The 25,106-nt window shown below is 72.3% G+C and carries 25 protein-coding genes; 13 read left to right on the forward strand and 12 right to left on the reverse strand.

Features of this window, described 5'->3' with window-relative positions:
* Positions 1–41: 41 nt before the first annotated feature.
* Positions 42–722, forward strand: a complete 681-nt coding sequence (locus tag ABD52_RS23665) for an EcsC family protein (RefSeq protein ID WP_063778328.1) — start codon at positions 42–44, stop codon at positions 720–722.
* On the opposite strand, the gene ABD52_RS23670 is transcribed toward ABD52_RS23665, so the two are convergent.
* Positions 699–1,553, reverse strand: coding sequence for a GDSL-type esterase/lipase family protein (locus ABD52_RS23670; protein ID WP_047893278.1), 855 nt, complete (start codon positions 1,551–1,553; stop codon positions 699–701). The genes ABD52_RS23665 and ABD52_RS23670 overlap by 24 nt on opposite strands.
* Positions 1,554–1,652: 99 nt before the next feature.
* Positions 1,653–2,246, reverse strand: coding sequence for an antibiotic biosynthesis monooxygenase (locus ABD52_RS23675; RefSeq protein WP_013285355.1), 594 nt, complete (start codon positions 2,244–2,246; stop codon positions 1,653–1,655).
* 162 nt (positions 2,247–2,408) lie between these two features.
* On the opposite strand from ABD52_RS23675, the gene ABD52_RS23680 reads away from it, so the two are divergent.
* The 5 genes from ABD52_RS23680 to ABD52_RS23700 are packed head-to-tail and all read left to right on the forward strand — an operon-like array spanning position 2,409 to position 6,976.
* Positions 2,409–2,672: a DUF6343 family protein gene (locus ABD52_RS23680; RefSeq protein ID WP_013285356.1), complete on the forward strand. Its 264-nt coding sequence runs from the start codon at positions 2,409–2,411 to the stop codon at positions 2,670–2,672.
* Positions 2,673–2,684: 12 nt separating this feature from the next.
* Positions 2,685–4,097: an NADP-dependent succinic semialdehyde dehydrogenase gene (locus tag ABD52_RS23685; protein ID WP_047893279.1), complete on the forward strand. Its 1,413-nt coding sequence runs from the start codon at positions 2,685–2,687 to the stop codon at positions 4,095–4,097.
* Between the two features lie 32 nt (positions 4,098–4,129).
* On the forward strand, positions 4,130–5,104 hold the full coding sequence (locus tag ABD52_RS23690; protein ID WP_255352863.1) for a TIGR03885 family FMN-dependent LLM class oxidoreductase: 975 nt from the start codon (positions 4,130–4,132) through the stop codon (positions 5,102–5,104).
* A 37-nt stretch (positions 5,105–5,141) separates the two neighbouring features.
* Positions 5,142–6,722, forward strand: a complete 1,581-nt coding sequence (locus tag ABD52_RS23695) for a Na+/H+ antiporter (protein ID WP_047893281.1) — start codon at positions 5,142–5,144, stop codon at positions 6,720–6,722.
* Positions 6,719–6,976, forward strand: coding sequence for a UBP-type zinc finger domain-containing protein (locus ABD52_RS23700; RefSeq protein WP_047893282.1), 258 nt, complete (start codon positions 6,719–6,721; stop codon positions 6,974–6,976). The genes ABD52_RS23695 and ABD52_RS23700 overlap by 4 nt, the downstream gene beginning before the upstream one ends.
* 1 nt (position 6,977) lies before the next feature.
* Here ABD52_RS23700 and ABD52_RS23705 read toward each other — a convergent pair whose 3' ends face one another.
* From ABD52_RS23705 to ABD52_RS41440, 3 genes are all read right to left on the reverse strand, one after another.
* On the reverse strand, positions 6,978–7,511 hold the full coding sequence (locus tag ABD52_RS23705) for a GNAT family N-acetyltransferase (RefSeq protein WP_047893283.1): 534 nt from the start codon (positions 7,509–7,511) through the stop codon (positions 6,978–6,980).
* A gap of 23 nt (positions 7,512–7,534) precedes the next feature.
* Positions 7,535–8,869, reverse strand: coding sequence for an MFS transporter (locus ABD52_RS23710; protein WP_047893284.1), 1,335 nt, complete (start codon positions 8,867–8,869; stop codon positions 7,535–7,537).
* An 80-nt stretch (positions 8,870–8,949) separates the two neighbouring features.
* On the reverse strand, positions 8,950–9,075 hold the full coding sequence (locus ABD52_RS41440; RefSeq protein ID WP_255352864.1) for a hypothetical protein: 126 nt from the start codon (positions 9,073–9,075) through the stop codon (positions 8,950–8,952).
* A 260-nt stretch (positions 9,076–9,335) separates the two neighbouring features.
* Between ABD52_RS41440 and ABD52_RS23715 the strand changes: the two genes are divergently transcribed.
* A complete protein-coding gene (locus tag ABD52_RS23715; protein ID WP_047893285.1) occupies positions 9,336–9,878 on the forward strand; it encodes a DinB family protein in 543 nt (180 codons plus the stop codon).
* 12 nt (positions 9,879–9,890) lie between these two features.
* On the opposite strand, the gene ABD52_RS23720 is transcribed toward ABD52_RS23715, so the two are convergent.
* On the reverse strand, positions 9,891–10,211 hold the full coding sequence (locus ABD52_RS23720; protein ID WP_013285364.1) for a multidrug efflux SMR transporter: 321 nt from the start codon (positions 10,209–10,211) through the stop codon (positions 9,891–9,893).
* A gap of 53 nt (positions 10,212–10,264) precedes the next feature.
* Positions 10,265–12,871, reverse strand: coding sequence for a glycoside hydrolase family 9 protein (locus ABD52_RS23725; protein ID WP_047893286.1), 2,607 nt, complete (start codon positions 12,869–12,871; stop codon positions 10,265–10,267).
* A 213-nt stretch (positions 12,872–13,084) separates the two neighbouring features.
* Here ABD52_RS23725 and ABD52_RS23730 point away from each other — a divergent pair, with 213 nt between their 5' ends.
* Positions 13,085–13,810 (forward strand): PP2C family serine/threonine-protein phosphatase, encoded by a 726-nt coding sequence (locus ABD52_RS23730; RefSeq protein ID WP_013285366.1) that lies wholly within the window; start codon positions 13,085–13,087, stop codon positions 13,808–13,810.
* 3 nt (positions 13,811–13,813) lie between these two features.
* Here ABD52_RS23730 and hrpB read toward each other — a convergent pair whose 3' ends face one another.
* The gene (hrpB, locus tag ABD52_RS23735; RefSeq protein ID WP_047893287.1) at positions 13,814–16,384 is read right to left on the reverse strand and encodes an ATP-dependent helicase HrpB; all 2,571 of its coding nucleotides are present in this window, start codon (positions 16,382–16,384) and stop codon (positions 13,814–13,816) included.
* A gap of 134 nt (positions 16,385–16,518) precedes the next feature.
* Positions 16,519–17,340, reverse strand: coding sequence for a SigB/SigF/SigG family RNA polymerase sigma factor (locus ABD52_RS23740; RefSeq protein ID WP_013285368.1), 822 nt, complete (start codon positions 17,338–17,340; stop codon positions 16,519–16,521).
* A gap of 334 nt (positions 17,341–17,674) precedes the next feature.
* Here ABD52_RS23740 and ABD52_RS23745 point away from each other — a divergent pair, with 334 nt between their 5' ends.
* Entirely contained in the window at positions 17,675–18,412 is a 738-nt protein-coding gene (locus ABD52_RS23745) for a hypothetical protein (RefSeq protein WP_047893288.1), read from the forward strand.
* On the opposite strand, the gene ABD52_RS23750 is transcribed toward ABD52_RS23745, so the two are convergent.
* A complete protein-coding gene (locus ABD52_RS23750; RefSeq protein WP_047893289.1) occupies positions 18,361–19,950 on the reverse strand; it encodes a phospholipase D-like domain-containing protein in 1,590 nt (529 codons plus the stop codon). The two genes, ABD52_RS23745 and ABD52_RS23750, sit on opposite strands and share 52 nt — an antisense overlap.
* Positions 19,951–20,091: 141 nt before the next feature.
* Here ABD52_RS23750 and ABD52_RS41445 point away from each other — a divergent pair, with 141 nt between their 5' ends.
* Positions 20,092–20,217, forward strand: coding sequence for a hypothetical protein (locus ABD52_RS41445; protein WP_013285371.1), 126 nt, complete (start codon positions 20,092–20,094; stop codon positions 20,215–20,217).
* 44 nt (positions 20,218–20,261) lie between these two features.
* On the opposite strand, the gene ABD52_RS23755 is transcribed toward ABD52_RS41445, so the two are convergent.
* Entirely contained in the window at positions 20,262–21,248 is a 987-nt protein-coding gene (locus ABD52_RS23755) for a pirin family protein (RefSeq protein ID WP_030270346.1), read from the reverse strand.
* Positions 21,249–21,259: 11 nt separating this feature from the next.
* Entirely contained in the window at positions 21,260–21,742 is a 483-nt protein-coding gene (locus tag ABD52_RS23760; RefSeq protein WP_013285373.1) for a MarR family winged helix-turn-helix transcriptional regulator, read from the reverse strand.
* A 114-nt stretch (positions 21,743–21,856) separates the two neighbouring features.
* Here ABD52_RS23760 and ABD52_RS23765 point away from each other — a divergent pair, with 114 nt between their 5' ends.
* From ABD52_RS23765 to ABD52_RS23775, 3 genes are all read left to right on the forward strand, one after another.
* Entirely contained in the window at positions 21,857–22,351 is a 495-nt protein-coding gene (locus ABD52_RS23765; RefSeq protein WP_047893293.1) for a DUF1684 domain-containing protein, read from the forward strand.
* Positions 22,352–22,385: 34 nt separating this feature from the next.
* Positions 22,386–23,975: a recombinase family protein gene (locus ABD52_RS23770; RefSeq protein WP_082171378.1), complete on the forward strand. Its 1,590-nt coding sequence runs from the start codon at positions 22,386–22,388 to the stop codon at positions 23,973–23,975.
* A 437-nt stretch (positions 23,976–24,412) separates the two neighbouring features.
* Positions 24,413–25,000, forward strand: coding sequence for a hypothetical protein (locus ABD52_RS23775; RefSeq protein WP_152748311.1), 588 nt, complete (start codon positions 24,413–24,415; stop codon positions 24,998–25,000).
* The last annotated feature ends 106 nt before the right edge of the window (positions 25,001–25,106 follow it).

Raw genomic sequence — 25,106 nt, forward strand, 5'->3', positions numbered from 1 at the left:
GTACTGCGGGTCGTCCCGCATCCGGTCCCACAGCTTGGCCGGTGGAGGCGCCCGAGGCGCCACCGGCCAAGCTGTGGGACCGGATGCGGGACGACCCGCAGTACGCGCCGGAGCACCTGGCCCTGGAGGCGGTACGCCGGCTCGGCCCGGAGGCCGCCCAGTGGGCCGCCCGGGAGCGGGCGCTGCGACCGGACGCCCCGCCGGAGCACTTGGCCGACCAGGCGGTACGCAAGTTCGTCAACCACGCCCGGCTCTCCGGTGCGGTGTCCGGCGCGGCCGGGCTGCCCGGTGCGGTGATCGACGTGGGCGTGCTGGCCTGGACCCAGGCCCGGCTGGTGCTGCACGTCGCGGCCGCCTACGGCGTCGATCCGGCGCACCCGGACCGGGCCACCGACCTGCTGGTGCTCCAGCGGGTGCACAAGGTCGCCGAGACGGCCCGTCTCGCGCTGGGCGTGGCCGCCGGCCGGGAGCGGGCCGGTGCGCTGTTCGGCTCCGCCGGTGACCGGGCGCTGGGCCGGGTGATGCTCCAGCTCGGGGTCCGGCTGGCCCGGATGGCCGGGGTGCGTGCCGCCAAGCGGATGTTCGCCAAGGTCGTGCCGGGCGCGGCGATCGTGCTCGGCACCTGGGCCAACTCGTCGGCCACCAAGGAACTGGCCGACCGTACGCGTGCTCTCTACCGGGCCGCCGGCCCCCGGCAGCTACCGGGCCCGCGTCAGCCCTGACCAGCGGGAGGCGTTCCAGGCCACCTCGGCTAGCCGGCCCTGCCCGGTCGCGTTCGGGTGGAACCAGTCGAGCGCGTTGACCTGGTCCAGGTCGAAGCGGTGGCGGTGTACCGCGCCGCCGTCCCACCGGCAGCGTGACCCGTACGCCCGGCAGGCGGCGCGCAGTTGCCCGTCGTACGCCTCGATCCGGTCCCTGACGCGGGCCCGGCGGGCGGCAGCGGCGGGCGCTGTCGACGTGGCGTCGGCCAGCAGCGACGGGCAGACGCCCCGCGACCAGGCCCGCACGGCGCGGGGCTCGGTGTGCCCGATCTGCCAGAGCCGGTACAGGTCCGGGATGCTGACCACCAGCACCCGGGCCTTCGGCCGGCCCTCGCGCAGCACGCCCAGCGCCGCGTCGACCTGGTCGCGGAAGGTGGCGACCGACGTCATGTCGTCGATGTCGCCGCGGCAGGCGTCGTTCGCGCCGATCAGCACGGTGACCAGGTCGGCCCTGTCGCGTACCGCCGACCGGGCCTGGCCGGTCAGCGCGGCCGCGCGGGCCCCGGGCACGGCCCGGTCGTACGCCCGCAGCCCCGGCGCGTCGGCGCGCAGCCGCCGGTAGAGGCTCTCCACCCGCAGGCCGTCCCCGGTCGACCAGGAGTTGCGTTCGCAGCTCACCAGCACCAGGCAGGAGCCGTAGCCGGTGCTGACCGAGTCGCCGAGCGCGACCAGCACCCGGGGCTCGCCGGGGGCGGGTGTGCCGGAGGGCCGGGGTGACGCCTCGCCGGAGCCGTCACAGGCGAGCGCGACGAGCGCCGCCAGGCAGGCCAGCGCGGCGATCCAGCGTCTCATCGGTCCCCCGTCCGGCGGCGGCAACGGGCGCGTCGACCCTATGCCCCGGCGGAGAGCCGGTGGCGGTTCTGTCGGCTATCGGGCATCGACCACTGTCGTTCACATCTGTCGTGTCGGCGCAGGCCGGCCGTGCAGCCACCGGTGCAGCGCCCGGGTGATCCGGGGCAGCACCAGGTAGGTCATCAGCGGGGTGAGCACGAGCGTCATCAGCAGCGTCCGCCCGGCCAGTGGCACGCCGGCGAGGAACCGGGTGGTCAGCAGCGTGGCGGCCAGGCTGAGCGGGAAGAACGCAAGCCAGATCGTGACCGCCTGCTTCCAGCGCGGCGGCGCGGCCGGTTCCGGCTCGCCGAACGTCTCGACCACGTGGTCCACCGGCGGGGCGAACCAGCCCTCGATGCCGGTGCGCCGCTCCACCCGGGTGTGCTCGACGATGCCCTGCGCCGAGCTGAGCCACCAGCGCCGCTGCGGCGAGTCCTCCCAGTCGCGCAGGGTGTCCGCGTCGGCGAAGCGGTACATCACGTGCCACTCGCCGGAACCGGGGGCGCTGCGGACGAAACCGGCGCCGAGGAAGCCCGGGAAGCTCTCCGCCAGCGCCGTCCCGGCCCGCATCCACGCCACCACCTCGTCGGTACGCGCCGGGTCGGCGCGCCGGGACACGGCGACGGTCACGGGTACGGCCTGAGTCGTGGTCATGCCATCCTCTCCACCGTCCGCGGGATCTCCGCCGGAAACCGGCACCCGAAGTAACGCACCCGCCTGCCGGGCGCATCCGGCGACCGCCCGCCGGGTGTCCCGGATCACCGGTGTTCCCGCACCGGCCGGTTATCCCCGCCCGTGCCGGGGTAGGCCCCAGGAATGACCCGATCACAGCCCCGCCGCGCCCGTGGCACGGTCGGCCACGCGAACAGCGCCCTGAACCTGCGGCTCGCGCTCGCCACGTTCGGTCTGGTCGTGATGACCGTCTTCGCGGTGCTCGCGTTCGCCGCGGACATCGCCTGGCTGGGTGTCGTCTGCGCGCTGCTCGCCGTGGTGGCGGTGGTCGACCTGGTCGTGATCCAGCGCCGCCGCGCCGCGCGCCGCCGGGAGGAGCCGGGCGTGCGGCACTCGCTGTTCGAGTGACAGGAGTACGACATGCCCATCGCCACCACCAATCCCGCCACCGGACAGGTGCTCAAGACGTACGAGGCGATGTCGGACGAGCAGATCGACGCCGCGATCGAGCGGGCCGACCTCGCCTTCCGGCAGTTGCGCGGCACCACGATCGCGCAGCGGGCCCGGTGGCTCCTCGCCGCCGCCGACCTGCTCGACGCCGAGCGCGACGAGACGGCCCGGCTGATGACCACCGAGATGGGCAAGACGTACGCCGCCGCGAAGGCGGAGGTCACCAAGTGCGCCACCGCCTGCCGCTTCTACGCCGGGAACGCGCCCCGGATGCTCGCGGACGAGCCGGCCGACGCCGCCGCGGTCAAGGCGAAGCGGGCGTACGTGCGTTACCAGCCGATCGGTCCGGTGCTCGCGGTGATGCCGTGGAACTTCCCGCTGTGGCAGGTGATGCGGTTCGCCGCCCCGGCCCTGGTGGCGGGCAACACCGGCCTGCTCAAGCACGCCTCGAACGTGCCGCAGACCGCGCTCTACCTGGAGGACCTGTTCCGCCGGGCCGGTTTCCCCGAGGGCGCGTTCACCACGCTGCTGGTCGGCTCCGACGCGGTCGACCGGATCCTCAGCGACCCCCGCGTGCGCGCCGCCACGCTCACCGGCAGCGAGCCGGCCGGCCGGTCCATCGCCCAGATCGCCGGCCGGGAGATCAAGAAGACGGTGCTGGAGCTGGGCGGCAGCGACCCGTTCGTGGTGATGCCCTCGGCCGACCTGGACACCGCAGCCGAGGTCGCCACCACCGCCCGCTGCCAGAACAACGGGCAGTCCTGCATCGCCGCGAAGCGGTTCATCGTGCACACCGACGTGTTCGACGCGTTCGCCGAGAAGTTCGCCGCCCGGATGGCGGCGCTGCGCGTCGGCGACCCGATGGACGACGGCACCGACGTCGGCCCGCTGGCCAGCGAGCGCGGTCGCGACGAGGTGCACGCGCAGGTCACCGACGCGGTGGACCAGGGCGCGACTGTGCTCTGCGGCGGTGAGAAGCCGGCCGGGGACGGCTGGTACTACCCGCCGACCGTGGTCACCGACCTGCGCCCGGAGATGCGGATGTGGGCCGAGGAGGTGTTCGGGCCGGTCGCCGGGCTCTACCGGGTCGGCTCGTACGACGAGGCGATCGAGGTCGCCAACGGCACCAGCTTCGGCCTCGGCTCCAACGCCTGGACGAACGACCCGGCCGAGCAGGAGCGCTTCGCCGTCGACCTGGACGCCGGCAACGTGTTCGTCAACGGCATGACCACGTCCTATCCGGAGCTGCCGTTCGGTGGTGTGAAGAACTCCGGGTACGGCCGCGAGCTGTCCGCCGCCGGCATGCGCGAGTTCTGCAACACCAAGACCGTGTGGATCGGCGAGGGCGAGGCCGGCGCGGGCGCCGGGGCACACTCCGAGTAGACGCGATTGGCCGGACGCCGTCACGGGTAGGAGTGGCGACCATGACGGCGTTCGGCTTCCACGCATCCCACGAGCAGATCCACCCGGCCCGGCTGCTGGAGGCGGTGATCCACGCCGAACGCGCCGGCTTCGACGCGGCCATGTGCTCCGACCACTTCTCGCCGTGGAGCGAGCGACAGGGCCAGTCCGGGTTCGCCTGGTCCTGGCTCGGCGCCGCGCTCCAGGCCACGAACCTGTCCTTCGGCGTGGTGAACGCCCCCGGCCAGCGCTACCACCCGGCGATCATCGCGCAGGCCATCGGCACGCTCGGCGCCATGTACCCGGGCCGGTTCTGGGCCGCTCTGGGCACCGGCGAGGCGGCGAACGAGCACATCACCGGCGAGGTCTGGCCGCGCAAGGACATCCGCAGCGCCCGGCTGCGCGAGTGCGTCGACGTGATCCGGGCGCTGCTCGCCGGCGAGGAGGTCAGCCACGACGGCCTCGTCACGGTGGACCGGGCGAAGCTGTGGACCCGGCCGGAGGAGCCGCCCGCACTGGTCGGCGCCGCCGTGAGCATCGCCACCGCGCGCTGGTGCGCCGAGTGGGCCGACGGGCTGATCACCGTCAACGCGCCGGTCGAGCACCTGCGGCAGATGATCGACGCCTACCGGGACGCGGGCGGACGCGGCCCGCTGCACCTCCAGGTGCACGTGAGCTGGGCGCCCGAGCAGGAGCAGGCCGAGGCGATCGCGTACGAGCAGTGGCGCAGCAACGTGTTCGCGCCGCCGGTCTGCTGGGACCTGGAGACCCCCGAGCACTTCGACGTGGCGAGCGCCGACGTGCCGATGTCCAAGGTCGCCGAGACCGTGAACGTCTCCGCCGACCTGGGCCGGCACATCGGCTGGCTGGAGGAGTACGTGGCGCTGGGCTTCGACCAGATCGCGCTGCACCACGTCGGGCAGGAGCAGCGCGCGTTCATCGACACGTTCGGCGCCGAGGTGCTGCCGAAGCTGCGCTCCGCCGCCTGATCACACATCACCCCGTCGGCGCTTAGGCTCGTCGTTCGTGGATGCTCTGTTCGAGGTCGTGGTCTTCCTGGCCATCGCGACCTTCGGTGCGGCGCTGGCCCGCCGGCTCGGCCTGCTGGCGCCGATCCTGCTGGTCGTGCTCGGCCTCGCGTTGTCCTTCCTGCCGTTCTTCCCGCACGTGCGGCTGGACCCGGACCTGGTGCTGGTGGGCATCCTGCCGCCGCTGCTCTACGTGGCGGCGCTGGAGACGTCGGTGCCGGCGTTCCGGCTCAACCTGCGGCCGATCCTGCTGCTCGCCGTCGGGCTGGTCGTCTTCACCGCGTTCGTGGTGGGCACCGTCGTGCACTGGTTCCTGCCCGAGCTGCCGTACGCGATCTGCCTGGCGCTCGGCGCGGTGGTGGCGCCGCCGGACGCGGTCGCCGCCACCGCGGTGGCCCGGCGGGTCGGCCTGCCTCGGCGGGTCGTCACCATCCTGGAGGGCGAGAGCCTGGTCAACGACGCCACCGCGCTGGTGCTGCTGCGGGTGGCGATCGTCGCCGCGACCGCCACCACCGGCGGCGTCGGCGTCGGCGACGTGGCCCGCGAGGTGGTCGTCGCGGCCGGCGGCGGCATCCTGGTCGGCCTGCTCGGCGTGGTGGTCTTCGGGTACCTGCACAAGCGCATCACCGACCCGGTGCTGGACAACGCGCTGTCGCTGATCGTGCCGTTCGCCGTGGTCTTCGCCGCCGAGGAGATCCACGCCTCCGGCGTCGTCGCGGTGGTGGTGACCGGCCTCGGCATCGGGCACAAGCTGCCCACGCTGCTGTCGGCTGCCTCCCGGCTCCAGGTGACCGCGTTCTGGCGGCTGATCCGGTTCCTCCTCGAAGGACTGGTGTTCCTGCTGGTCGGCCTGCAACTGCCGGAGGTGGTCCGCGACCTCGACGAGCCGTTCGGCTCGCTGGCCGCGATCACCGCCGCGGTGCTGGCCGCCGTCTTCCTGTCCCGGTTCGTCTGGGTGTTCCCGGCCACCTACGTGGCGCGGCTGGTGCCCCGGATCCGGCAGCGCGACCCGGCGCCGCCGGTGCAGTTCCCCGTCGTCATCGGCTGGGCCGGCATGCGGGGCGTGGTGACGCTCGCCGCCGCGCTGGGCCTGCCGCTCACGCTGGCCGACGACGCGCCGTACCCGCGTGCGCTGCTCATCTGGCTGGCCTTCGCGGTGATCGTCGCGACGCTCGTCGGGCAGGGCGCCACGCTGCCCTGGGTGGCCCGGCGGCTGCGGCTGCCCCCGGACGACCCGGTGCAGGACGCGCTGTCCGCCGCCGGGGTGCAGCAGCGGGCCAGCCGGGCGGCCCGGGAACGGCTCGACGAACTGGCCGCCGGCGCGCCGGAGGCGGTGGTGGAACGCCTTCGCGGGCTGACCACCTCCCGGGCCAACCTGGCCTGGGAACGGCTCGGCGGCACCGAACGGGAAACCCCCTCCCAGGCGTACGCGCGCCTGCGGCAGGAGATGATCGACGCCGAGCGTGAGGTGTTCCGGGCCGCCCGCGACTCCGGGCAGATCCCGGAGGAGGCGCTCACCCGCGCCTATCGTGATCTGGATCTGGAGGAGTCCATGCTGCGACAGGAGGCCGTCGAATGAGTTGCCGGCACCTGGCCGGGGCGGGCACGGCCGAACCGGACACCACGACCGAGTGCCCCGACTGCGTGGCCATCGGCAACCCGGACTGGGTGCACCTGCGCGCCTGCCTGACCTGCGGGCACGTGGGCTGCTGCGACTCCTCGCCGTACCAGCACGCCACGAAGCACTTCGAGTCGAGCGGCCACCCGGTGATGCGGTCGGTCCAGCCGGGGGAGTCGTGGCGCTGGTGCTTCGTGGACGAGGAGATCGGCTGACTCAGCCGACCCGGCGCTCCAGCACCTGCCCGGTCCACGTCGGGCGGCCCGGCCGCTCCACCGTGAACGGCTCGGTGGCGGTGAATCCGCAGCTCTCGTAGAACCGCACGAGCGCCCGGTCGGGGCTGCGGAAGCAGTCCACCCGCAGCAGGCCGACGCCGCGTTCGCGGGCCAGCTCCGCCGCGTACGCCAGCAACCGCGCCCCGACCCCGCGTCCCGCGTACGCCCGGTCGGTGACCAGCAGGTTCACGTACAGCTCCGGTTCGGTGGCCGGCGGCACGTACTCGGTCGCCGCGCCCACCACCAGCGCGCCCACCACAGTCGCGTCGATCTCGGCGAGGTGCAGCCCGTCCCCGGCGGCCCACGCGTCGGCCTGGGCGATGCGGCGCGGGTCGATCGACGCCGGCTCGGTGCCCCACTGCTCGGTACGCCCGCGTTCGGCCAGCCAGGCGGTGGCGCTGTCGAGCAGCCGCAGCAGCGTGGGGGCGTCGCCGGGTCCACCCGGGCGGATGGTGATGCTCTGCTGGTCGGTCATCCCGCCATGCTGCTACACCGGGCTCAGCCGGGCACCCCGGCGGGTCGTGCCTCCGGCACCGGCCGGTCCGCGATCGCCCGGCGGGCCAGCGCCGGGGCGGCCAGCCCGGCGGCGGCGAAGATCCCGCCGAGCACCAGCCAGCCGACCGGACCGCCGCCGAGCACCAGCAGCGTGAGCAGGCCCCGGCCGAGCGCCTGGGCCAGCCCGGCGACCAGGCCGTCCGCACCCTGGTAGGCGCCGATCGCGCCGGGCGGGGCCAGGTCGTAGGCGAGGCCCGCTCCGGCCGCGCCGTGCCACAGGTCGCCCACCGTCCACACCGCGGTCGCGACGAGCAGCAGGACGACCGCCGGGAGCACCGGCAGGACGCCGGTCGCGGCGTACAGCGGTGTCGCCGCCGCGAGCACCAGCCCGGCCCGGCGCAGCTTCCGGGCGGCCGGCGCGGCACGCTCCGCGCCCCGGCTCAGCCGCACCGCGAGCAGCACGGTGAGGACCGTGTTGACGAGCAGCACCGCCGACACCACAGGCGGTGGCGCGCCGGCCCGGTCCACCGTCCACAGCGGCACGACGAGCACGAGCACCGTCACGTGCGTGCTCAGCACCGCCGAGACGCCGCTGACCGCGAGGAACCGCCCGTCCCGCAGCGGCCCACCGCGCGCCCGGCGCGTGCGGGTAGTGGTCGGCGGCCCGGCCGTCGCCTCCGACACCGCGGCCCGGCCCGCGTCGGCTGCTCCCTGCGTGCCGGCTGACTCCCCGTGCGCGGCGACGGCCGGCTGCGCGGCGGCGATCGGCGGGAGGCGCAGCAGCAGCGCCGCCGAGAGCAGGTACGTGGCCGCGTTGCCGACGATCAGCACCTGATAGGCCCGGTGCGTGTCCACGGCGAGCGCGATCCCGGCCAGCGTGGTACCGACGGTGATGCCCAGGTTCGCCACCGCCCTTAGCGTCGCGAAGGCGTGCACCCGGCCGTCCGGGCCGCCCACCGCCGCGACGAGCGCCGCCCGTACCGCCAGGTTGCCGGCCGCGAGCAGCGCCTCCGGCACTGCCACCGCCAGGAACGCCGGAAACGAACCGACCAGCAGGTACGCCAGCGCGGCGACCGCCTGACCCACCTGGAGGACGGCCCGGAGCGTACGCGGATCCCATCTGTCGGCCAGCGCGCCCAGCGGCACGCTGGCGCTCAGCCCGACCAGCCCGGCGACTGTGAGCCCGGCGCCCACCGAGGTGGCGGAGAGGCCCACGTCCCGGGTCAGGTAGAGCGCACCGCCCGCCAGCCACAGCCCCGCGCCGACGGTGTTCACCAGCGTGGCGTACGCGAGGGTGCGCAGCGGCCCGGGCGGCGGGAGCGGCGAGACGCGTCCCATCAGCGGCGTCCGGCGAGGGCCATGCGATCGACGCTAGGCGTGGGCCAGCTGTCGCGGCGTCCCGGAACCGGCGACCCCTGTCACACCCGAGGGCTCGGGAGGCATGTTGCGTCGCAGAGCAGCCGTGCGGTCCAGTCGGTGAAACCGCCGTCGCCGAGCATCGGACGGACCGTGTCGGCGAGCGCGTGGCGGCTACCGGCTGGCATTGCCGTTCACACCCGATTCTCGGCCGGCCGGTGACGTGGCGGCACCGAAACGGCGCTCGGCCCGGCGTGGCTGTGTCAATCGCGGCCGGCAGCTCCCCGCGGAAAAGGATGAGCTTCCGAGCGTTATGCCTCTCAGTCATAAATATGACCGAGAGGCATAATGCCGGAGGGACAACCCTTCTATTCCGGGGCGACACGCCGCTTCCGGGCGGGCGCGTTAACCGGTCGACCGGGGGCGCGGACCGTGCCACGATCGCGCGGTGCCCGCCTCCGTGACCGCCCTGCTGCGCCGGCAGTTCGACCTGACCTGGGCGCTCGCCGAGTACCACCTCGACCGGCTGGAGCCGGGTGATTTCCTCTGGGAACCGGCCGCGCTGTGCTGGACCATGCGCCAGGACCCGGCCGGCGGGTGGCGTGCCGACTGGGCCGACACCGAGCCGGACCCGGTCCCGGTGCCCACGATCGCGTGGCTGACCTGGCACATCGGCTGGTGGTGGTCGGTCGCGGCCGACCACGTGCGGCAGCGGCCGGCGCGGGAGCGCGACGACATCCGCTGGCCCGGACCGGGCGCGGAGACTGTGGCGTGGCTGCGGGAGCTGCGGTCGGAGTGGACGGACACGCTGGACGGGCTGACCGAGGCCGGCCTGGACCGGCCGTCCGCGTACCCCTGGCCCGCCGACGCCGGGCTCACCGTCGCGGACCTGGCCGCGTGGGTGAACGCCGAGCTGATGAAGAACGTGGCCGAGATCGGGCAACTCCGGCTTATGCGGGCGGCAGGGCGGGCGGCGGGGCGGGCGGTCTGAGCCGGGCCGCGCTCAGTGCGCGCCGCCGAGGTTGAGCACCACCACCCCGGCGATGACGAGTCCCGCCCCGACCACCTTCGTCACGCTCAGCGGCTCACCGAGGAACGCGGCGCCGATCGCCATGATGGCGGCGGTGCCGAGGCCGGACCAGACCGCGTACGCGACGCCGACCGGGATGTCCTTCACTGCGAGCGAGAGCAGGCCGAACGCGGACAGGTACGCCACGGCGAGGCCGACAGTGGGCCAGAGCCGGGTGAAGCCGTCGGTGGCCTTGAGCAGGCTGGTGCCGATCACCTCGGCGGTGATCGCGCCGAGCAGGAACAGGTACGCCATCGCAGGACCGTACCCGGTCCTGCGATGGCGCCTGAGTGGAGCTCGAATCCCGGTCAGGAGACCGTGCAGGCCTTTCCGTTCAGCGTGACAAGCCCCGGATCCGGGTTGGGGAACCGGGAGGCGGTCCCGTTGAAGCCGAACGTGGTGGACGCGCCCGGTGCCAGCTTCGCGTTCCAGGACAGGTTCTTCGCGGTGACAGTGGCGCCGCTCTGGCCGAGCTGCGCCGACCACGCGTGGCCCACCTTCTGGTCGCCGAGGAAGGCCCAGCGCAGGCTCCACCCGTTCACCGCCGTCGTGCCGGTGTTGCGCACCGTCACCTGGGTGGTGAAGCCGGACGGCCAGCTCCCGTGCGTGGTGTAGGTGACCGCGCAGGACGGCGCCGGCACCGCGCCCGCGTCACCCTGGTCGGCCAGGAACGACGCGAGCCACGCCAGCGCCGAGTTCCAGTTGATCGCCACCTCGTTCGTCGCGTACGAGTTGATGTCGTCGACGTAGCAGAACATCGGCGCGCACCCGGCGAGCAGGTTCGCCGCGAACGGGTCCTGGAGCGCGGCGTTCGGACCACCGGCGAGCGAACCGGCCGGCGGACGCGGCAGGTCCGGGTTCAGCTGGTGGCCGAAGATCCGGCTGTGCTGGTTGCGGGCGTGCTGCTCACCCCACCCGGTCACGTACGACATGTTCAGCGCGTTGCGGCCGAACAGGTAGTCCGCGGCCTGCACCGCGCCGTCCCGGTACTTCGCGTCCCGGCTCAGGTCGAACGCGGTGGCGAGCACGATGGCGTTGTTCACCAGGTTGCTGTTGCTGCCCCAGACGTACGCGTCGGCGCTGCCCGGGAACGGCAGCCCGTACGCCTGGCCGGCGATCGTGGCCAGGTAGCTGTCGGCGGCGGCGGTGATCGACTCGCGGATGCGGGTCTTCTCCGCGGCGGGCAGCGTGTTCGGCACGGTCGCCAGGTCGAGGCGGCCCAGCGCGGCGACGCTCTGCCAGCCGAACGCGCCGTTCGGGGCGAACACGTCGGCGGTGTGCAGCGGCGAGCCGGTGACGTCGGCCAGGTACGCCTTGTCGCCGGTGGTCAGCCACAGCTCGACGGCGGCCCAGTAGAACTCGTCGGTGACGTTCGTGTCGTCGTACGCGCCGCCGCCGGTGCCGTCGCTGGCCGAGGCGTAGATCGCCGGGTGCGCCTTGGCCGCCGCGTACGCGGTCTTCGCGGCGGTGCCGCAGCGCGCGGCGAACGCGGCGTCGTACGGGGCGTACAGCCGCTGGCACTGCGCCGCGACGGCGGCCAGGTTCAGCGTGGCGGCTGTGGACGGCGCGTGCAGCTCACGCGGCTGCGGGTCGTCCTGGGGCTGCAGCGGCAGGCCGGTCCAGTTCCGGTCGTGGATCTTGTGGTGGACCATCCCGGCCAGCTGCTCGCCCGCCGGCACCTGCATGCGCAGCAGGAACTCCAGCTCCCAGCGGGCCTCGTCGAGCACGTCCGGCACGTCGTTGCCGCGCTCGGGCAGCCGCAGCGTGGAGTCGCCCAGGGCGGCGCCGCCGCCGGCGGTCTCGGCCGTCCTGGTCCGCTCGAACGTGCTCAGGAGCTGGTAGGCGGCGATGCCGCCGTTGACGACGTACTTGCCGTGGTCACCCGCGTCGTACCAGCCGCCGCGCACGTCCAGCGAGTAGTCGCAGACGCCGGCCTGGCACGGCACGTCGGTGTCGCCCTGGTTGGGCGCGACGCCGAGGTGGCCGGCCGGGCGGGCGTACTCCTCGCCGATCAGGTCGCCGTCGATCTCGATGCCGCTGCGCTGGGCGTAGAAGAACTGGAGCGAGTCGGCGCGCAGCCGGTCGTAGAGCGCGCCGGAGATGTCGAACGGGTGGCTGGTCTCGCCGTCGACGGTCAACGTGTAGCCGGTGCCCGGCGTGCGGTACGCGGAGAAGTCGGCCGTCTGCACGTTCTGCGCGGAGGCCGCGTCGGTGCCGCGCGGCGTGGTCTGCCCGCTGGCTACCACCGCGCCGCCGGCGGACTTGAGCTGCCAGGGCAGCGCCTCGGTGGCCTCGGTGACCACAGTCGCGTGCTTCGGCCCGCCGGGCAGGTAGCCGACCTGGTTGACCCGGACCCGGGGGCCGGTGTCCGGCTCGTACGGCGGCGCCGGCTCCCCGCCGCGCAGCGACACGTTGTCCAGGCAGAACGTCTGCGCCTGGGCGCTGCCGCCGACCTGGAAGATCAGCTGAGCGGTGGGGTTGTCGGCCGGCGAGGTGAACGTGGTGGTGACGCGCTTCGCGGTGCCGGTTGCGGTCGCGTCGACGCTCGCGTACGTGGTGTAGGGGGCGCTGCCGAGCTGAAGCACCGCCTTGACGGCCGCGCCGGGGGTCGCGGAGACGTCGAAGGACAGCTCGTACTCGGCGCCCTGGGTCAGCGGCACCGCGTCCTGGCCGATGCCGGCGTCCCACGGGTTGGCGGTGCCCGCCGCGACGGAGGTGCAGAGACGGCCGTCGACGACCGCGAGGTCGCCGGTGCCGTACGAGAACCAGGGTGAGACACCGGCGCTGAAGTCGCCGTTGCGGAGTTGTTCGGGGGCGTCCGGCGGCACCTCGGCGCTCGCCGGGCCGGCGGTGAGGCCGGTGAGCGCCAGCGTGGTGGCCGCGAGTGCGGCGAGCCGACGACGGGATCGGGTCACGGAGGTTCCTTCCGTGCTCGGGGGTGGTGGGGGAGGCCAGGAGCTGGGAGCGCTCCCAATATCAGCCCGATGTTTCCATCGCGTTCCGCCGCTGTCAATCGATCCGGCCCGATGAGGCGCGCGCGCCCGGGCGCGGTGCGATTCGGCGCGCCACGTACGATGTCAGTGATCTCCTAGAGACATCCGAGCCCTCGACCTGGCAGGCTGCGACCCATGACCCTGAAGCTTCGTTCCGTCGGAGCGAGCGACCGTGGGCTGATCCGCAGCGGTAACCAGGACGCGCAGCACGCGGGCGCCTGGCTGGTCGCGGTCGCCGACGGCATGGGCGGCATGGCGGCCGGCGACCTGGCCAGCCGCATCGCCATCGACGCGATCGCCCCGCTGGACGTGGAGACGCCGGAGGACGCGCTCGTCGCCGCGCTCCAGGGCGGGATCGAGCTGGCCACCGCGCAGATCCGCCAGGCCGTCGAGGAGGACCCGGAACGCCAGGGCATGGGCACCACGCTCACGGCGCTGCTGTTCGCCCGCACCGGCAGCTGCCTCGCGCTGGCGCACGTCGGCGACTCCCGGGCCTACCTGTACCGCGAGGGCGTGCTCAAGCAGGTCACCCGGGACGACACGTTCGTGCAGATGCTCGTCGACCAGGGCGTCATCACCGCCGAGCAGGCCAGCAGCCACCCCCGCCGCGCGGTGGTGACCCAGGCGTTGCAGGGCGACGAGGTCTCCCCGTCGTACGCCACGATGGTGCCCCGGGCCGGTGACCGCTGGCTGCTGTGCAGCGACGGCCTCTCCAACGTGGTCCGCGCGGACACGCTCACCGAGGTGCTCAGCGAGCAGCCGGAACGCGACGCCTGCGCGGCCCGGCTGATCGACCTGGCGCTGCGGGCCGGCGGCCCGGACAACATCACCGTCGTGATCGCCGACGTCGTCGAGGAGTAGCCCTCACCGCCGTCGCGGAGCGGCACGGCGGGTCGGCTCGGCTGTGGTCGGGTCCTCCGGCCACGGATGGCGCGGGTAGCGTCCGCGCAGCTCCGCCCGTACCTGCGGGTATCCGGTGCGCCAGAACGAGGCCAGGTCCGCGGTGACCGCCACCGGCCGCCCGGCGGGGGAGAGCAGGTGCAGCAGCACCGGCACCCGCCCGTCGGCGATGCGCGGCACGTCCCGCCAGCCGAACGTCTCCTGGAGCTTGACCGCCAGCACCGGCGCGGCCGGGTCCGCGTAGTCGATCCGGATCCGCGAGCCGCTCGGCACCTCCAGACGCTCCGGAGCCAGCTCGTCCAGCCGCGCGGCCTGCCGCCAGTCGAGCAGCCGCCGCAGCGCCGCCGCCACGTCCACCCGGCCGAGGTCGGCCCGGCGCCGGGCGCGGGCCAGCTCCGGGCCCAGCCAGACGGGCGCGCCGGCGGTCAGCGCCGCGTCGGAGACGTCCGGCCAGCCGTCGCCGAGCGCCTGGCGGCAGAACGCCAGCCGGTGGCGCAGCCCGGTCGCCTCCGGCGTCCACCGCAGCAGGCCCGGCCCCTCCTGCCGCAGCCCGTCCAGCAGCGCCGCCGCGACCAGCTCCGGGTCCGGCGCGGTGAGCGGCCGGTCGACCAGCTCGACGGCGCCGAGCCGGACCACCTCGCGGGCCACCACGTCCCCGCCGGACCAGGCCACCTCCCGTCCGGTGTCCAGCAGCGCCGCCCCGGCCTCCCGGGCGGTCGCCTCGTCGATCGGTGCGGCGAGCCGCACCCGGGCGGCGGGCGCGCCGGGGGAGCGGTCGGCCACCGCGACGGCCAGCCACGCCGCTCCGGTCAGCCCCGACCCGGGCGCCAGCTCCGCGGCGGTCCCGCCGGCCATCAGGTACGCGGACCCGCCCGGCCGCCGTGAGCGGGCCAGCCGTTCCGGGTACGCCAGTCCGGCGAGCAGCCCCGCGGCCAGATCGTCCGGCAGGCGCTCCCGCTCGTTCGCCGCCGACCGTCCGCCGCTCACGCTGCGCTGCGCCGTCGAGTCGGCGCGCGTGCCGGCGGAATGCCGGTCGGCGGGCAGGGCGGCGCGCAGGCGGCGTACCTCGGTGCGCCAGCGCGCGGTGGCGGCCGGGTCGGCGCCGTCGCGCAGCCGGCGCCAGCGGGCGGGCAGGTCGTCTCCCGTCCCGCCCAGCGTGTCCTCGCCGAGGATCGCCACCACCTGGGCGGCCCGGTCGGCACCCACCCGGGGCGCGCCGTCCAGCAGCGCCCGCGCCAGCCGGGGATGCGTGCCCGCCGCCGCGGCCGCCCGTCCCCGCGCGGTGATCCGGCCGTCGTGGTCCACCGCGCCGAGCGTGGTCAGCGTCTCCCGCGCCACAGTGAGCGCGGCCGGCGGCGGTGGGTCGGGCAGCGCCAGCCCGGTGCCGTCCGGTGTGCCCCAGGCCGCCAGCTCCAGCGCGAACCCGGTCAGGTCGGCGGTGGCGATCTCCGGTTCGGGCTGCGGGGCGAGCCGCTCGTGCGTCGCCTCCGACCAGCAGCGGTAGACCGCCCCGGGCGCCTCCCGTCCGGCCCGGCCGGCGCGCTGGGTGGCCCCGGCCCGCGACACCGGCACGGTCACCAGCGCGCCCAGCCCCCGGGCCAGGTCGGTGCGGGGCACCCGGCTCAGTCCGGCGTCCACCACCACCCGGACGCCGGGGACGGTCAGGCTGCTCTCCGCCACCGCCGTCGCGAGCACCACGCGCCGTCCGGCAGCAGGGGTGAGCGCCGCGTCCTGGGCGGGCCCGGGCAGCCGTCCGTGCAACGGCAGCACCGCGATGTCGCGGAGGTCGGCCAGGCGGCGCGCGACGGCGCCGATCTCACCCGCGCCGGGCAGGAAGACGAGCACGTCACCGTCGCGTTCGCGCAGCGCCCGGCGGACCGTGGCTGCCACGTGGTCGAGCAGCGCCGGGTCGACCCGGCCGGCACCGGGCGGCGTCACCGGGCGCGGCGGCGGCGCCCACACCCGCTCGACCGGGTGCAGCGCGGCCGCGGCGCGTACCACGGGGGCGGGGTCGCCGGCGCCGAGCAGCGCGGCGAACCGGTCCGTCTGCGGGGTGGCCGACATCGCCAGCAGCCAGAGGTCCGGGCGCAGTGTGGCGCGGGCCTCGACGCTGAACGCCAGCGCCAGGTCGGCGTCGAGGTGCCGTTCGTGGCACTCGTCGAGCACCACCGCGTCCACGCCCGGCAGCTCGGGGTCGTGGTGCAGGCGGCGGACCAGCAGGCCGGTGGTCACCACCTCGACCCGGGTACGCGGCCCGGTCCGGCGCTCGCCGCGCACCGCGTACCCGATCCGGTCGCCGACCCGCTCGCCGAGCAGGGCGGCCATCCGGTGCGCGGCGGCGCGGGCGGCCACCCGCCGGGGCTGGGCGATCACCACGCGGCCGGTGACCGCGTCGGCGACCGCGAGCGGCGCGGTGGTGGTCTTGCCGGTGCCGGGCGGCGCCACCAGGACGGCGGCGCCGCGCTCGCGCAGCGCGCCGACGAGCGCCGGCAGGACCGGGCGGACCGGCAGGTCGAGCGGGATGTCGGCGAGCACGGCCCCACTCTCGCACCGCGCCGCCGGACGGTCCGCGTTGCCCCCGGAACGCGGAACGGCCCGGCCGGCGCACCGCCGACCGGGCCGGGTGGGCCGCCGCGCCGGGTCCGCCGACCCGGCCGCCGCCCCCTTTGCTAGTACGTTCCGTCGAGCTGACCGCGCAGCTTGGTGAGCGCCCGGGCCAGCAGCCGGGACACGTGCATCTGCGAGACGCCGATCTGCTCGGCGATCTGCGACTGGGTCAGGTTGCCGTAGAAGCGCAGCGTGAGGATCTTCTGCTCGCGCTGGTCGAGCGTGGCGAGCGCCGGGCCGAGGGCGACGCGCATCTCGGCCAGCTCGAACTCGCCGTCCTCGCCGCCGAGCAGATCGCCCAGCTCGGTGGCCCGCTCGCCGTCGCCGGTCGGGGTGGACAGCGACACCGCGTTGTACGCGCGGGCGCCCTCCAGGCCCTCCAGCACCTCTTCCTCGGTGAGCTTGAGGTGGGCGGCGATGTCGGCGACAGTCGGCGAGCGGCCGAGCGTCTGGAGCAGCGTGCTGTTGGCGTCGGAGATCGCCAGGCGCAGCTCCTGGAGCCGGCGCGGCACCCGGATGTCCCAGGTGCGGTCGCGGAAGTGGCGCTTCAGCTCGCCGATGATGGTGGGGATGGCGTAGCCGGCGAAGTCGACGCCGCGCGACGGGTCGAACTTGTCGATCGCCTTGATCAGGCCGATCGCCGCGGTCTGCGCCAGGTCGTCGTTGGGCTCGCCCCGGCCGCTGTAGCGGTGGGCCAGGTGGTTCGCCAGCGGCAGCCACGCCTCGATGGCGCGGTCGCGCAGCGCCGGCCGGGACGGGTGGTCGGCGGGCAGCGCGGCCATCGCGGCGAGCAGGTCGGCGGCGCTGTCGGTGAGCGAGCGGGGGTCGAGCTTCGCGGAGGCGGCCGGCGTGGTCGCCCGGGCGCTGATCGTGGGAGCGGTCATGGGTTGTCCTCCCTGCACCTCGTCCACGGAAGAAAAAAGACGTGACGCTTAGGTTTAGGTTTCGGTCGTACGTTCGGAAGCCACCATAGCCCGATCGTGCTGCGGAAATCTAGCCGAAAGTACGATGTACTTAAGGTGTAAGCAGCCACGAAAGACGTGAGCCGGTCGATATCGCGCTCGGCAGGGTGGTGGGGTGGCGCTGACCGGTCGGCCCCGGTCGTACCCCGACCGGTCAACGTGGAATCCGACAGGTGGGCGAAGTGTCGCCTTTCTGTCGTTGTCCCGCCGACGGGACCGCCCGTAGCGTCCGTAGCGACACGTCAACGGAGGCACCGTGCTGGATCCCGCCGCGCCGCAACTCGTCATCAACGCCCGGACGCTGCTGTTCAGCTGGCTCCCGGCGGATCCCGGCGCGGTCGAGACGCTGGTGCCCGCCGGTCTGCGCCCGCACCCGCAGCGGCAGGTGTTCGTCAATCAGTACGTCGTCGACGACGAGACGCAGACCTCCGGCTTCGGGGCGTACTCGCTCACCTACGTGGGTGTCTCACTGGCGGACATGGACCCGCCCGACGGCGAGACGCCCGGCGGCTTGTGGACGCACTACCTCGCCTCCAGCGAGCGGGTCCGGCGGTACGCGGCCGCGCGGGGCGCTCCCGCCGCCGCCGGGGAGACCCGCCTCGACCTGCGCGGCGATCAGCTCACCGCCGAGACCCGGGCCGCCGATGGCACGCTGCTGATCCGGGTCACCGCCCGGATCGGGCACACCGGCACCGAGGCGCACAACGGCCACCACCGCTACCTCACCCGCCGCGACGGCGAGCTGATCGTCACCGACTACCCGTACGTGGCCGAGCCGGTGTCACCGTTCGAGGTCGAGTCGGTGGAGTTCCCGGCGCCGGAGCACCCGGTCCACGCGCTGCGGCCGGCCAACCCGCTGCACGTCTGCTGGGGCTTCTACTCGCCGCGCGTGTCGTTCGCGTACCCGGCCCGCCCGAACGTGCCGGACGAGGTGGCGGACCTTCACCAGGTGCCCGCCCGCCGGGCCCGCAGCGGCCTGCCGTCCGGGTCGTAGACCAGCCGGTACGCGGGCAGCGCCCAGAGCCGCGTACGCCAGGGCAACCGCTCCGGACGGTGGGGCCGCAACCGGCCCGGCGGACGGGGACCGGCCCGGCCCCCGGCGTGCCAGCGATCCAGTTCCTCCGCCGCCGCGGTGATCGCCGCGACCGCGTCCGCCGGGTCCAGCAGGTCGTCGTCCTGCGCGCCGCCGGGATCACGGTCCAGGTGCTCGCGCCACAGCCTCAGCCGCAGGTCGCGGGCGAACACCCGGGCGCCGTCGCCCAGTCCGGCCGGGTCGGCCGGCGCCCGCTCGTCGCGGGTGTCGTCGAGCACCGCGCAGGACAGCTCGCTGTCGTGCGTCCAGGACCGGCGGTTGAAGTTGTCGCTGCCCACGCTGGCCCAGACGTCGTCCACCACGCAGACCTTGGCGTGCACGTACACCGGCGTCCCATCGTGGTTCTCCACGTCGAACACGTGCACCCGTTCCGGCGCGGCCCGGTGGCACAGCGACAGCGCCTGCTCCCGGCCGACCATGTTGGGCGGCAGCGCGAGCCGGCCGTCCACGTCCGGGTGCCGGGGCACGACCGCGACCAGGTGCAGGTCCGGGTGCTCGTGCAGCGCCTGCGCGAACAGTTCGGCCACCTCGGTCGACCAGAGGTACTGGTCCTCCAGGTAGATCAGCCGCCGGGCCCGGCGTACCGCCTTGGTGTAGCCGCGGGCCACCGTGCGCTCGCCGTCGGGGGCGAAGGAGTAGCGGGGCCGCACCGCCGGGTAGGTGCGCAGGACCTGCACGTGGTGCGGCCCGCAGGGCGGCGGGTCGGCGGGCTGCTCGGGCAGCGGGTCCGGGCGCAGGTCGGAGCCGCGCAGCCGGTCCCGCAGGTACGCCATCGGGTTCTCCGAGTCCAGCGGCAGCGGGTCGGCCCACCGCTCCCGGAACGTGGTGTCCAGCGCGCCGACCACCGGCCCGCGCACCGCCAGCTGCACGTCGTGCCAGGGCGGCGTGGGGCCGTACCGGGGGGACATGCCGATCGGCTGCGGGTCGCCGGCGTGGCCGGCGTCGTCGCGGCGGCTGTGGCACAGGTCGATGCCGCCGGCGAAGGCGATGTCGCGGTGCGGTTCGCCGGGGCGGCGCAGCACCACGAGCTTCTGGTGGTGCGAGCCGCCGCGCCGGACCCGCTGGTCGAGCAGCACCTCGCCGCCGGCCGCGCGGATCGCCTCGCTGAGGTCGCGGTTCTCCTCCTCGCTGTAGGAGAGCGTGTCGAGGTGGGAGCGCCAGATCAGGCCCTTGACGATGACCCCGCGCTGGGCGGCCTGGGCGAACAACTGCGCCACCGTCGGGCCGTCCGGGCGCATCCGCTCGTCCGGGTCGCCGCGCCAGTCGGTGAAGAACAGGTGGTCGCCCGCTGTGAGCGACTCCACCTCGCTGACCAGGCGGTCGAAGTACGCGGCACCGTGAATGAGGGGCTCGGCGAGGTTTCCATCGGTCCAGACGGGTAACTCTGACCTCGGGTTGGCGCGTTCCTGTGCGGTGAGGAACCAGTCCCGCAGAGTCACGTTCCACCCCCCGAGGTCGACGACGTCCTCACACGGTAGGACCCCCGGCAGGGCCCCGCACGTCGAGCAGCAGGTCGGCGTGGGTGCCGCGCGTCAGGGGTGCGCCGGACCCCTGGATCGCGATACCGAGGAGGCACCGACATGCCCGCCGAGACGACGAACACCGTGACCGACCGCGACCAGGCGGTGGAGGGGGAGCGGGGTGCGCTGGTGGCGGTCCTGTTGATGGTGATCCTCGGGGTGGCCGGGATCTTCGCCGTCTCCTGAGACCGCGGCCGGGCGCCCCGGCGAACCGGGGCGCCCGTAGCAGGTCAGGGCCGGTCGCCCTGGCCGTCGCTGTGCGGCACCCGCCCGGTCGGGATCACCCCGAGCCGGCCGGCCTGGAAGTCCTCGACCGCCTGGATCAGCTCGGCGCGGGTGTTCATCACGAACGGGCCGTAGTGCGCCACCGGCTCGCGGATCGGCTGGCCGCCCATCAGGTAGAGCTCCAGCGCCGGGGCGTTGGAGTCCTGCGTCCGGTCGGCGGTGATCCGCAGCGCCTCACCGGGACCGTGCACGGCGAGCTGGCCGAGGTGGATCGGCCGCCGGTCGGTGCCGACCGTGCCGCGGCCGGCCAGCACGTACACCAGCGCGTTGAAGTCGGACCGCCAGGGCAGGCTCATCTCGGCGCCGGGCTGCAACGTGACGTGCGCGATGGTGATCGGCGTGTGCGTCGAGCCCGGACCCCGGTGCCCGGCGACCTCGCCGGCGATGACCCGGATCAGGCCGCCGCCGTCGGGCGTGGTCAGCAGCGCCGACTCCCGGCCGCGGATGTCCTGGTAGCGCGGCGCGCTCATCTTGGCGACCCGGGGCAGGTTGACCCAGAGCTGGAGGCCGTGGAACAGCCCGCCGCTCATCACCAGGTGCTCCGGCGGCGCCTCGATGTGAAGCAGGCCACTGCCTGCAGTCATCCACTGGGTGTCGCCGTCGGTGATGGTGCCGCCGCCACCCGTCGAGTCCTGGTGGTCCATGATCCCGTCGATCATGTAGGTCACCGTCTCGAAGCCGCGGTGCGGGTGCCAGGAGGTGCCCTTCGGCTCGCCCGGCGCGTAGTCGACCTCGCCCATCTGGTCGAGGTGGATGAACGGGTCCAGCTCGGTCATCGGCACGCCGGCGAAGGCCCGGCGGACCGGGAAGCCTTCGCCCTCGTACCCGCTGGGGGCGGTGGTGACCCGGCGGACCTGGCGGTATTCGGTGGCCTCGCCGAGCTCGGGCAGGCGGGGCAGGACGAGGACGTCGTCGACGGTGATCGCGGGCATCGCGGGACTCCTTACTTGTCGGCCGGGGTGGACGACGCGGTGCGGTCGGCGCGCAGGCGCCGGCCGAGCCGCTCGAAGACCCGGGTGAGGCAGGCGACCTCGGCGTCGTCGAGGTCGTCGATCAGGTGGGCGCGTACGGAGCGCAGGTGGTGCGGCGCGGCCTCGCGCAGGGCGAGCAGGCCGGCCGCGGTGAGCACTGCCTCGCTGCCGCGCCGGTCCGCCGGACACGCCTCCTTCGCGACGAGGCCGCGCTTGCGCATCGTGGTGATCTGGTAGGTCAGCCGGCTCGGTGAGAACACCAGCCGGTCGGCCAGCTCACCCATGCGCAGCCGCTGGCCGGGCGCCTCGGAGAGCAGCACCAGCACGTGGTAGTCGGCGAAGCTCAGGTCGCTGTCGGCGCGCAGGTCGTCCTCGAGCCGGGTGAACAGCCGCTGGCTCGACTCGATGTACGCGCGCCAGCAGGCCATCCGCTCCGCGTCCAGGCTCTCCGTCATGGCTGCGAGACTAGCACTATTTAAAATTTAAACAAGTCCCTCTGTCGTGCTCGGTTGGCCAGGCGCGGTTGAGTCTTTGAAACCTGAACGGGTGGCCCCGGCTAGGGTCGGGGGATGGACGATCTCGACCTGCTCGACTGGCGGGAGCGGGTGGCCCGGCTCTACCTGTCCGACCTCGACCTGACCGGGTTCCGGGCCGCGCGTGACGAGCTGTTCCGCACCCATCCGAGCAGCCCGGTGCCGCCCGCCGACCGGCCCGGCTTCACCGGCCTGCGCTGGTACCCGCCCGACCCGTCGGCGGTGGTCGAGGCACCGCTGCGACCGGCCTCCGGTGAGCTGCGCATCGACACCGGCGGCCCGGACGGAGTGGTCGCGTACCGGCGGGTCGCGGTCGCCGGGACGCCGTGGGGACCGCTCACGCTGTGGTGGATCGAGGCGTACGGGGGCGGGCTGTTCCTGCCGCTGCGCGACGGCACCTGCGGCGACGGCTCGTACGGCGGGGGCCGGTACCTCACCGACACGGTCAAGGGCACCTTCGGCCGGGGCCTGACAGTGCTCCCCGGTGACCGGGTCCGCCTGGACGCCAACTACCTCTACAACCCCTCCTAGTCAAGTTCATGTTGGACCGGCTAGCCTGCGTGCCATGGCGCTTCTCAACAGGACAGTCGGCGTGGTTCGCCTGAGCAGGCACAGCAAGCGTGCCGATGACCCCTCCACCAGCCCTGACAGGCAACGCAACGTCATTAAGTCTGACCGCAGCCTTCACCTCGTCGGGTGGGCGGAAGACCTAGGCGTGTCTGCTGCCAAGGTGCCGCCGTGGGAGCGGCCTGGCCTGTCTGAGTGGCTACGCAGGCCTGAGGATTGGGACACCCTGGCCTTCTGGAAGCTTGACCGCCTGGTGCGCTCTGTCGGTGACTTCGCAGAGATGGTCAAGTGGGCGAGAGGCAAGCCGAACAGCACTGGCCTTCCGCCTGTCGACAAGCCCAAGAATCTCGTCAGCATCACGGACAAGATCGACCTCAACTCTCCTATGGGTCGAGCCATGGCAGGCATGATCGCTGTCTTCGCAGAGCTTGAAGCGGACATCATTCAGGAGCGTGTGAACGACGCTCGCGCGGAAATGTACGCCTCGGGTAGGTGGCCTGGCGGACGTTATCCGTACGGCTACAGGCCAGTACAGAGGGCTGAAGGGGGATGGGAACTTGAGGTAGTCCCTGAGGAAAAGGACATCATCCTTCAGTTCGTAGCCTTGGGCATTGCCGGTAAGCCGTTCTTCCCGTTGCAGATGAAGCTTGAAGAGGCTGGTGTCCCGACTCCTAAGGGAGGGAAGACGTGGCGCAACGTCAACGTCGGCTCGATGATGCGTAGCCGTGCCCTGCTGGGTGAATACACCTTCAAGTCTATTAACGGTGAGGACGGAATTCCGGTAGACCCGGTGAGGGCTGAGCCTCTGATCTCCGTGCAAGAGTTCAATCAGCTTCAAGAGGCGCTTGCGGGCAACCCTAAGCGTGTGCGTGAGACTGGCGTGTCTCTGCTGAACGGCATCGGCTTCTGCGCCTTCTGCGGTGAGCCGATGTATCACCGGACCATGAAGGAGAGCATCAAGAAGTCCGGTGGACGCAGAAAGGGTTACCGCTACTACGGATGTGGTGGGCAGTGGTCCCGCCGTAATGACTGCAAAGTCAAGGCACTCCGAGGTGAGTGGATTGAGGATGCTGTTGCTGAGATCGTGCTAGCGCACATCGGTGATCTAGAGATCATGCGCAAGCAGCGCATTGGAGGCGTGTCTCATGCCGCTGAGATTGCTGAGCTTGAGACTGCTCTAGAGGATCTGCTTGCCCGTAGCGAAGGAAAAGGCCCTGCCGTACTCAAGGCCTACCAAAAGCGTATTGACGCCGTAGAGGCGAAACTAGAGGCCTTAGCGGCTATCCCTGAGCGTGAGCCTGAGGTGCGCCTTGTCAGCACAGGGCAGACCTACGCTGATGCGTGGGAATCAGCAGACGTAGACGGTAGGCGGGAGCTGCTTCAGGCTGCTGAGTTGACTGTCTTCATGGCTAATCCTCAGGAGGGCAGGGAATTCCACGCTGTCAAGCAGGCCTGGGAAAACCTGAAGCTAACTGAGGGTAACCGTTACATGGTGGAGCTTGAGCCTTCTGATACTGGCTCATTCCATGCCTGGCTGATCTGGACTGGCGACATGGCGCAGAGGATTCAGACGCGCATGAGCGCGTAACAGTTCCCATAGAAGGGCCGGTGATCCTCACAAGGGGTTGCCGGCCCTTCTGTGTACGCAGCGTGGTTCTGCGCGGGCGCGCTAATTTGAGTGTAGTTACTTAGTGAACCCCTCATAGTAAATACCCTCCGGAGGAGGGTATAGAGATAGAGGCAGTAGTAGTGATAATCCCTCTACAGATGCACATACTCAAAACCGCGCGCTCGCCCAAACCTTGCTTCGCTCTGGCTGACACTTGTGCAACATTAAGGTTTGATCACATACCGGGTTTCATGATCAAGTTGACGATATACTAAGAGGGAAGAAAGAACGATCAGCTCAATTACCTCTTCTAGTGAGGGATGCCCCCTGGTGGATCTGGCCAGTGAAGCCAGGGGGTTCAGGGTTGAAGTTCCACTTCCCCTGAGAATCCCAACAACTAGAAACCAGGTATTTCCATGTCAACCAAGATTGAATTCCTGCCAGGGGATCTGGCAGCAGCAGTATTCGCGCTAGCGAACAATCGAATCAATTTCTACGTGCCTAGTGCCTACGAGGTAGGGATGGGCAACGCAAGCAGACGAGCCACGGTGAGCGCTGAAACCCTGGCTTACTTCAAGGATCGGCTGAGCTTCAGTGTGAGTCGCCAGGATGCCGACAGGCAGCTAGCTAGACTCCTGACTCTGGCCTCTGATTACCTCGCTCACTTGAGCGCTCCTATCAGCCTGTGGGCTAGGGAGTCGATGAACAAGCTTCCGCAGACTCGATACAAGGCGGTACGCCGTAACTGTGGTCTGCTGGTGGAAATTCTTTCCACGCTGGCTTTCCATCGCAGGAACACCAACCTCATCGTTGCTCAGCTTGATCTCACCTTCATGTACCGGGAGATGTTTGGACTGAAGGTGTCTAGGGATGCCTGCAAGACTGCTCTGATCAAGCTTGCTGAGGCTGAGCTAATCACTCTCAAGCTAGGGGAGAAGAACGGCTATGCCTCTAAGGTGAAGCTGCTTACCTCTGTGGATCACCTAGCCTCAGCCCTTCATTAAGGGCGGGTCCATATAGTGGATCTTGAAAGGAAGATGCCTTCCGGCCTGGGAAGATAGGACTTGCTGAGGGTCTCATCTATCCCGGACGGAAGGCACCTGTCAGGTG

The sequence above is a fragment of the Micromonospora sp. RV43 genome (genome assembly GCF_001029515.1).
GTDB lineage: Bacteria > Actinomycetota > Actinomycetes > Mycobacteriales > Micromonosporaceae > Micromonospora > Micromonospora aurantiaca.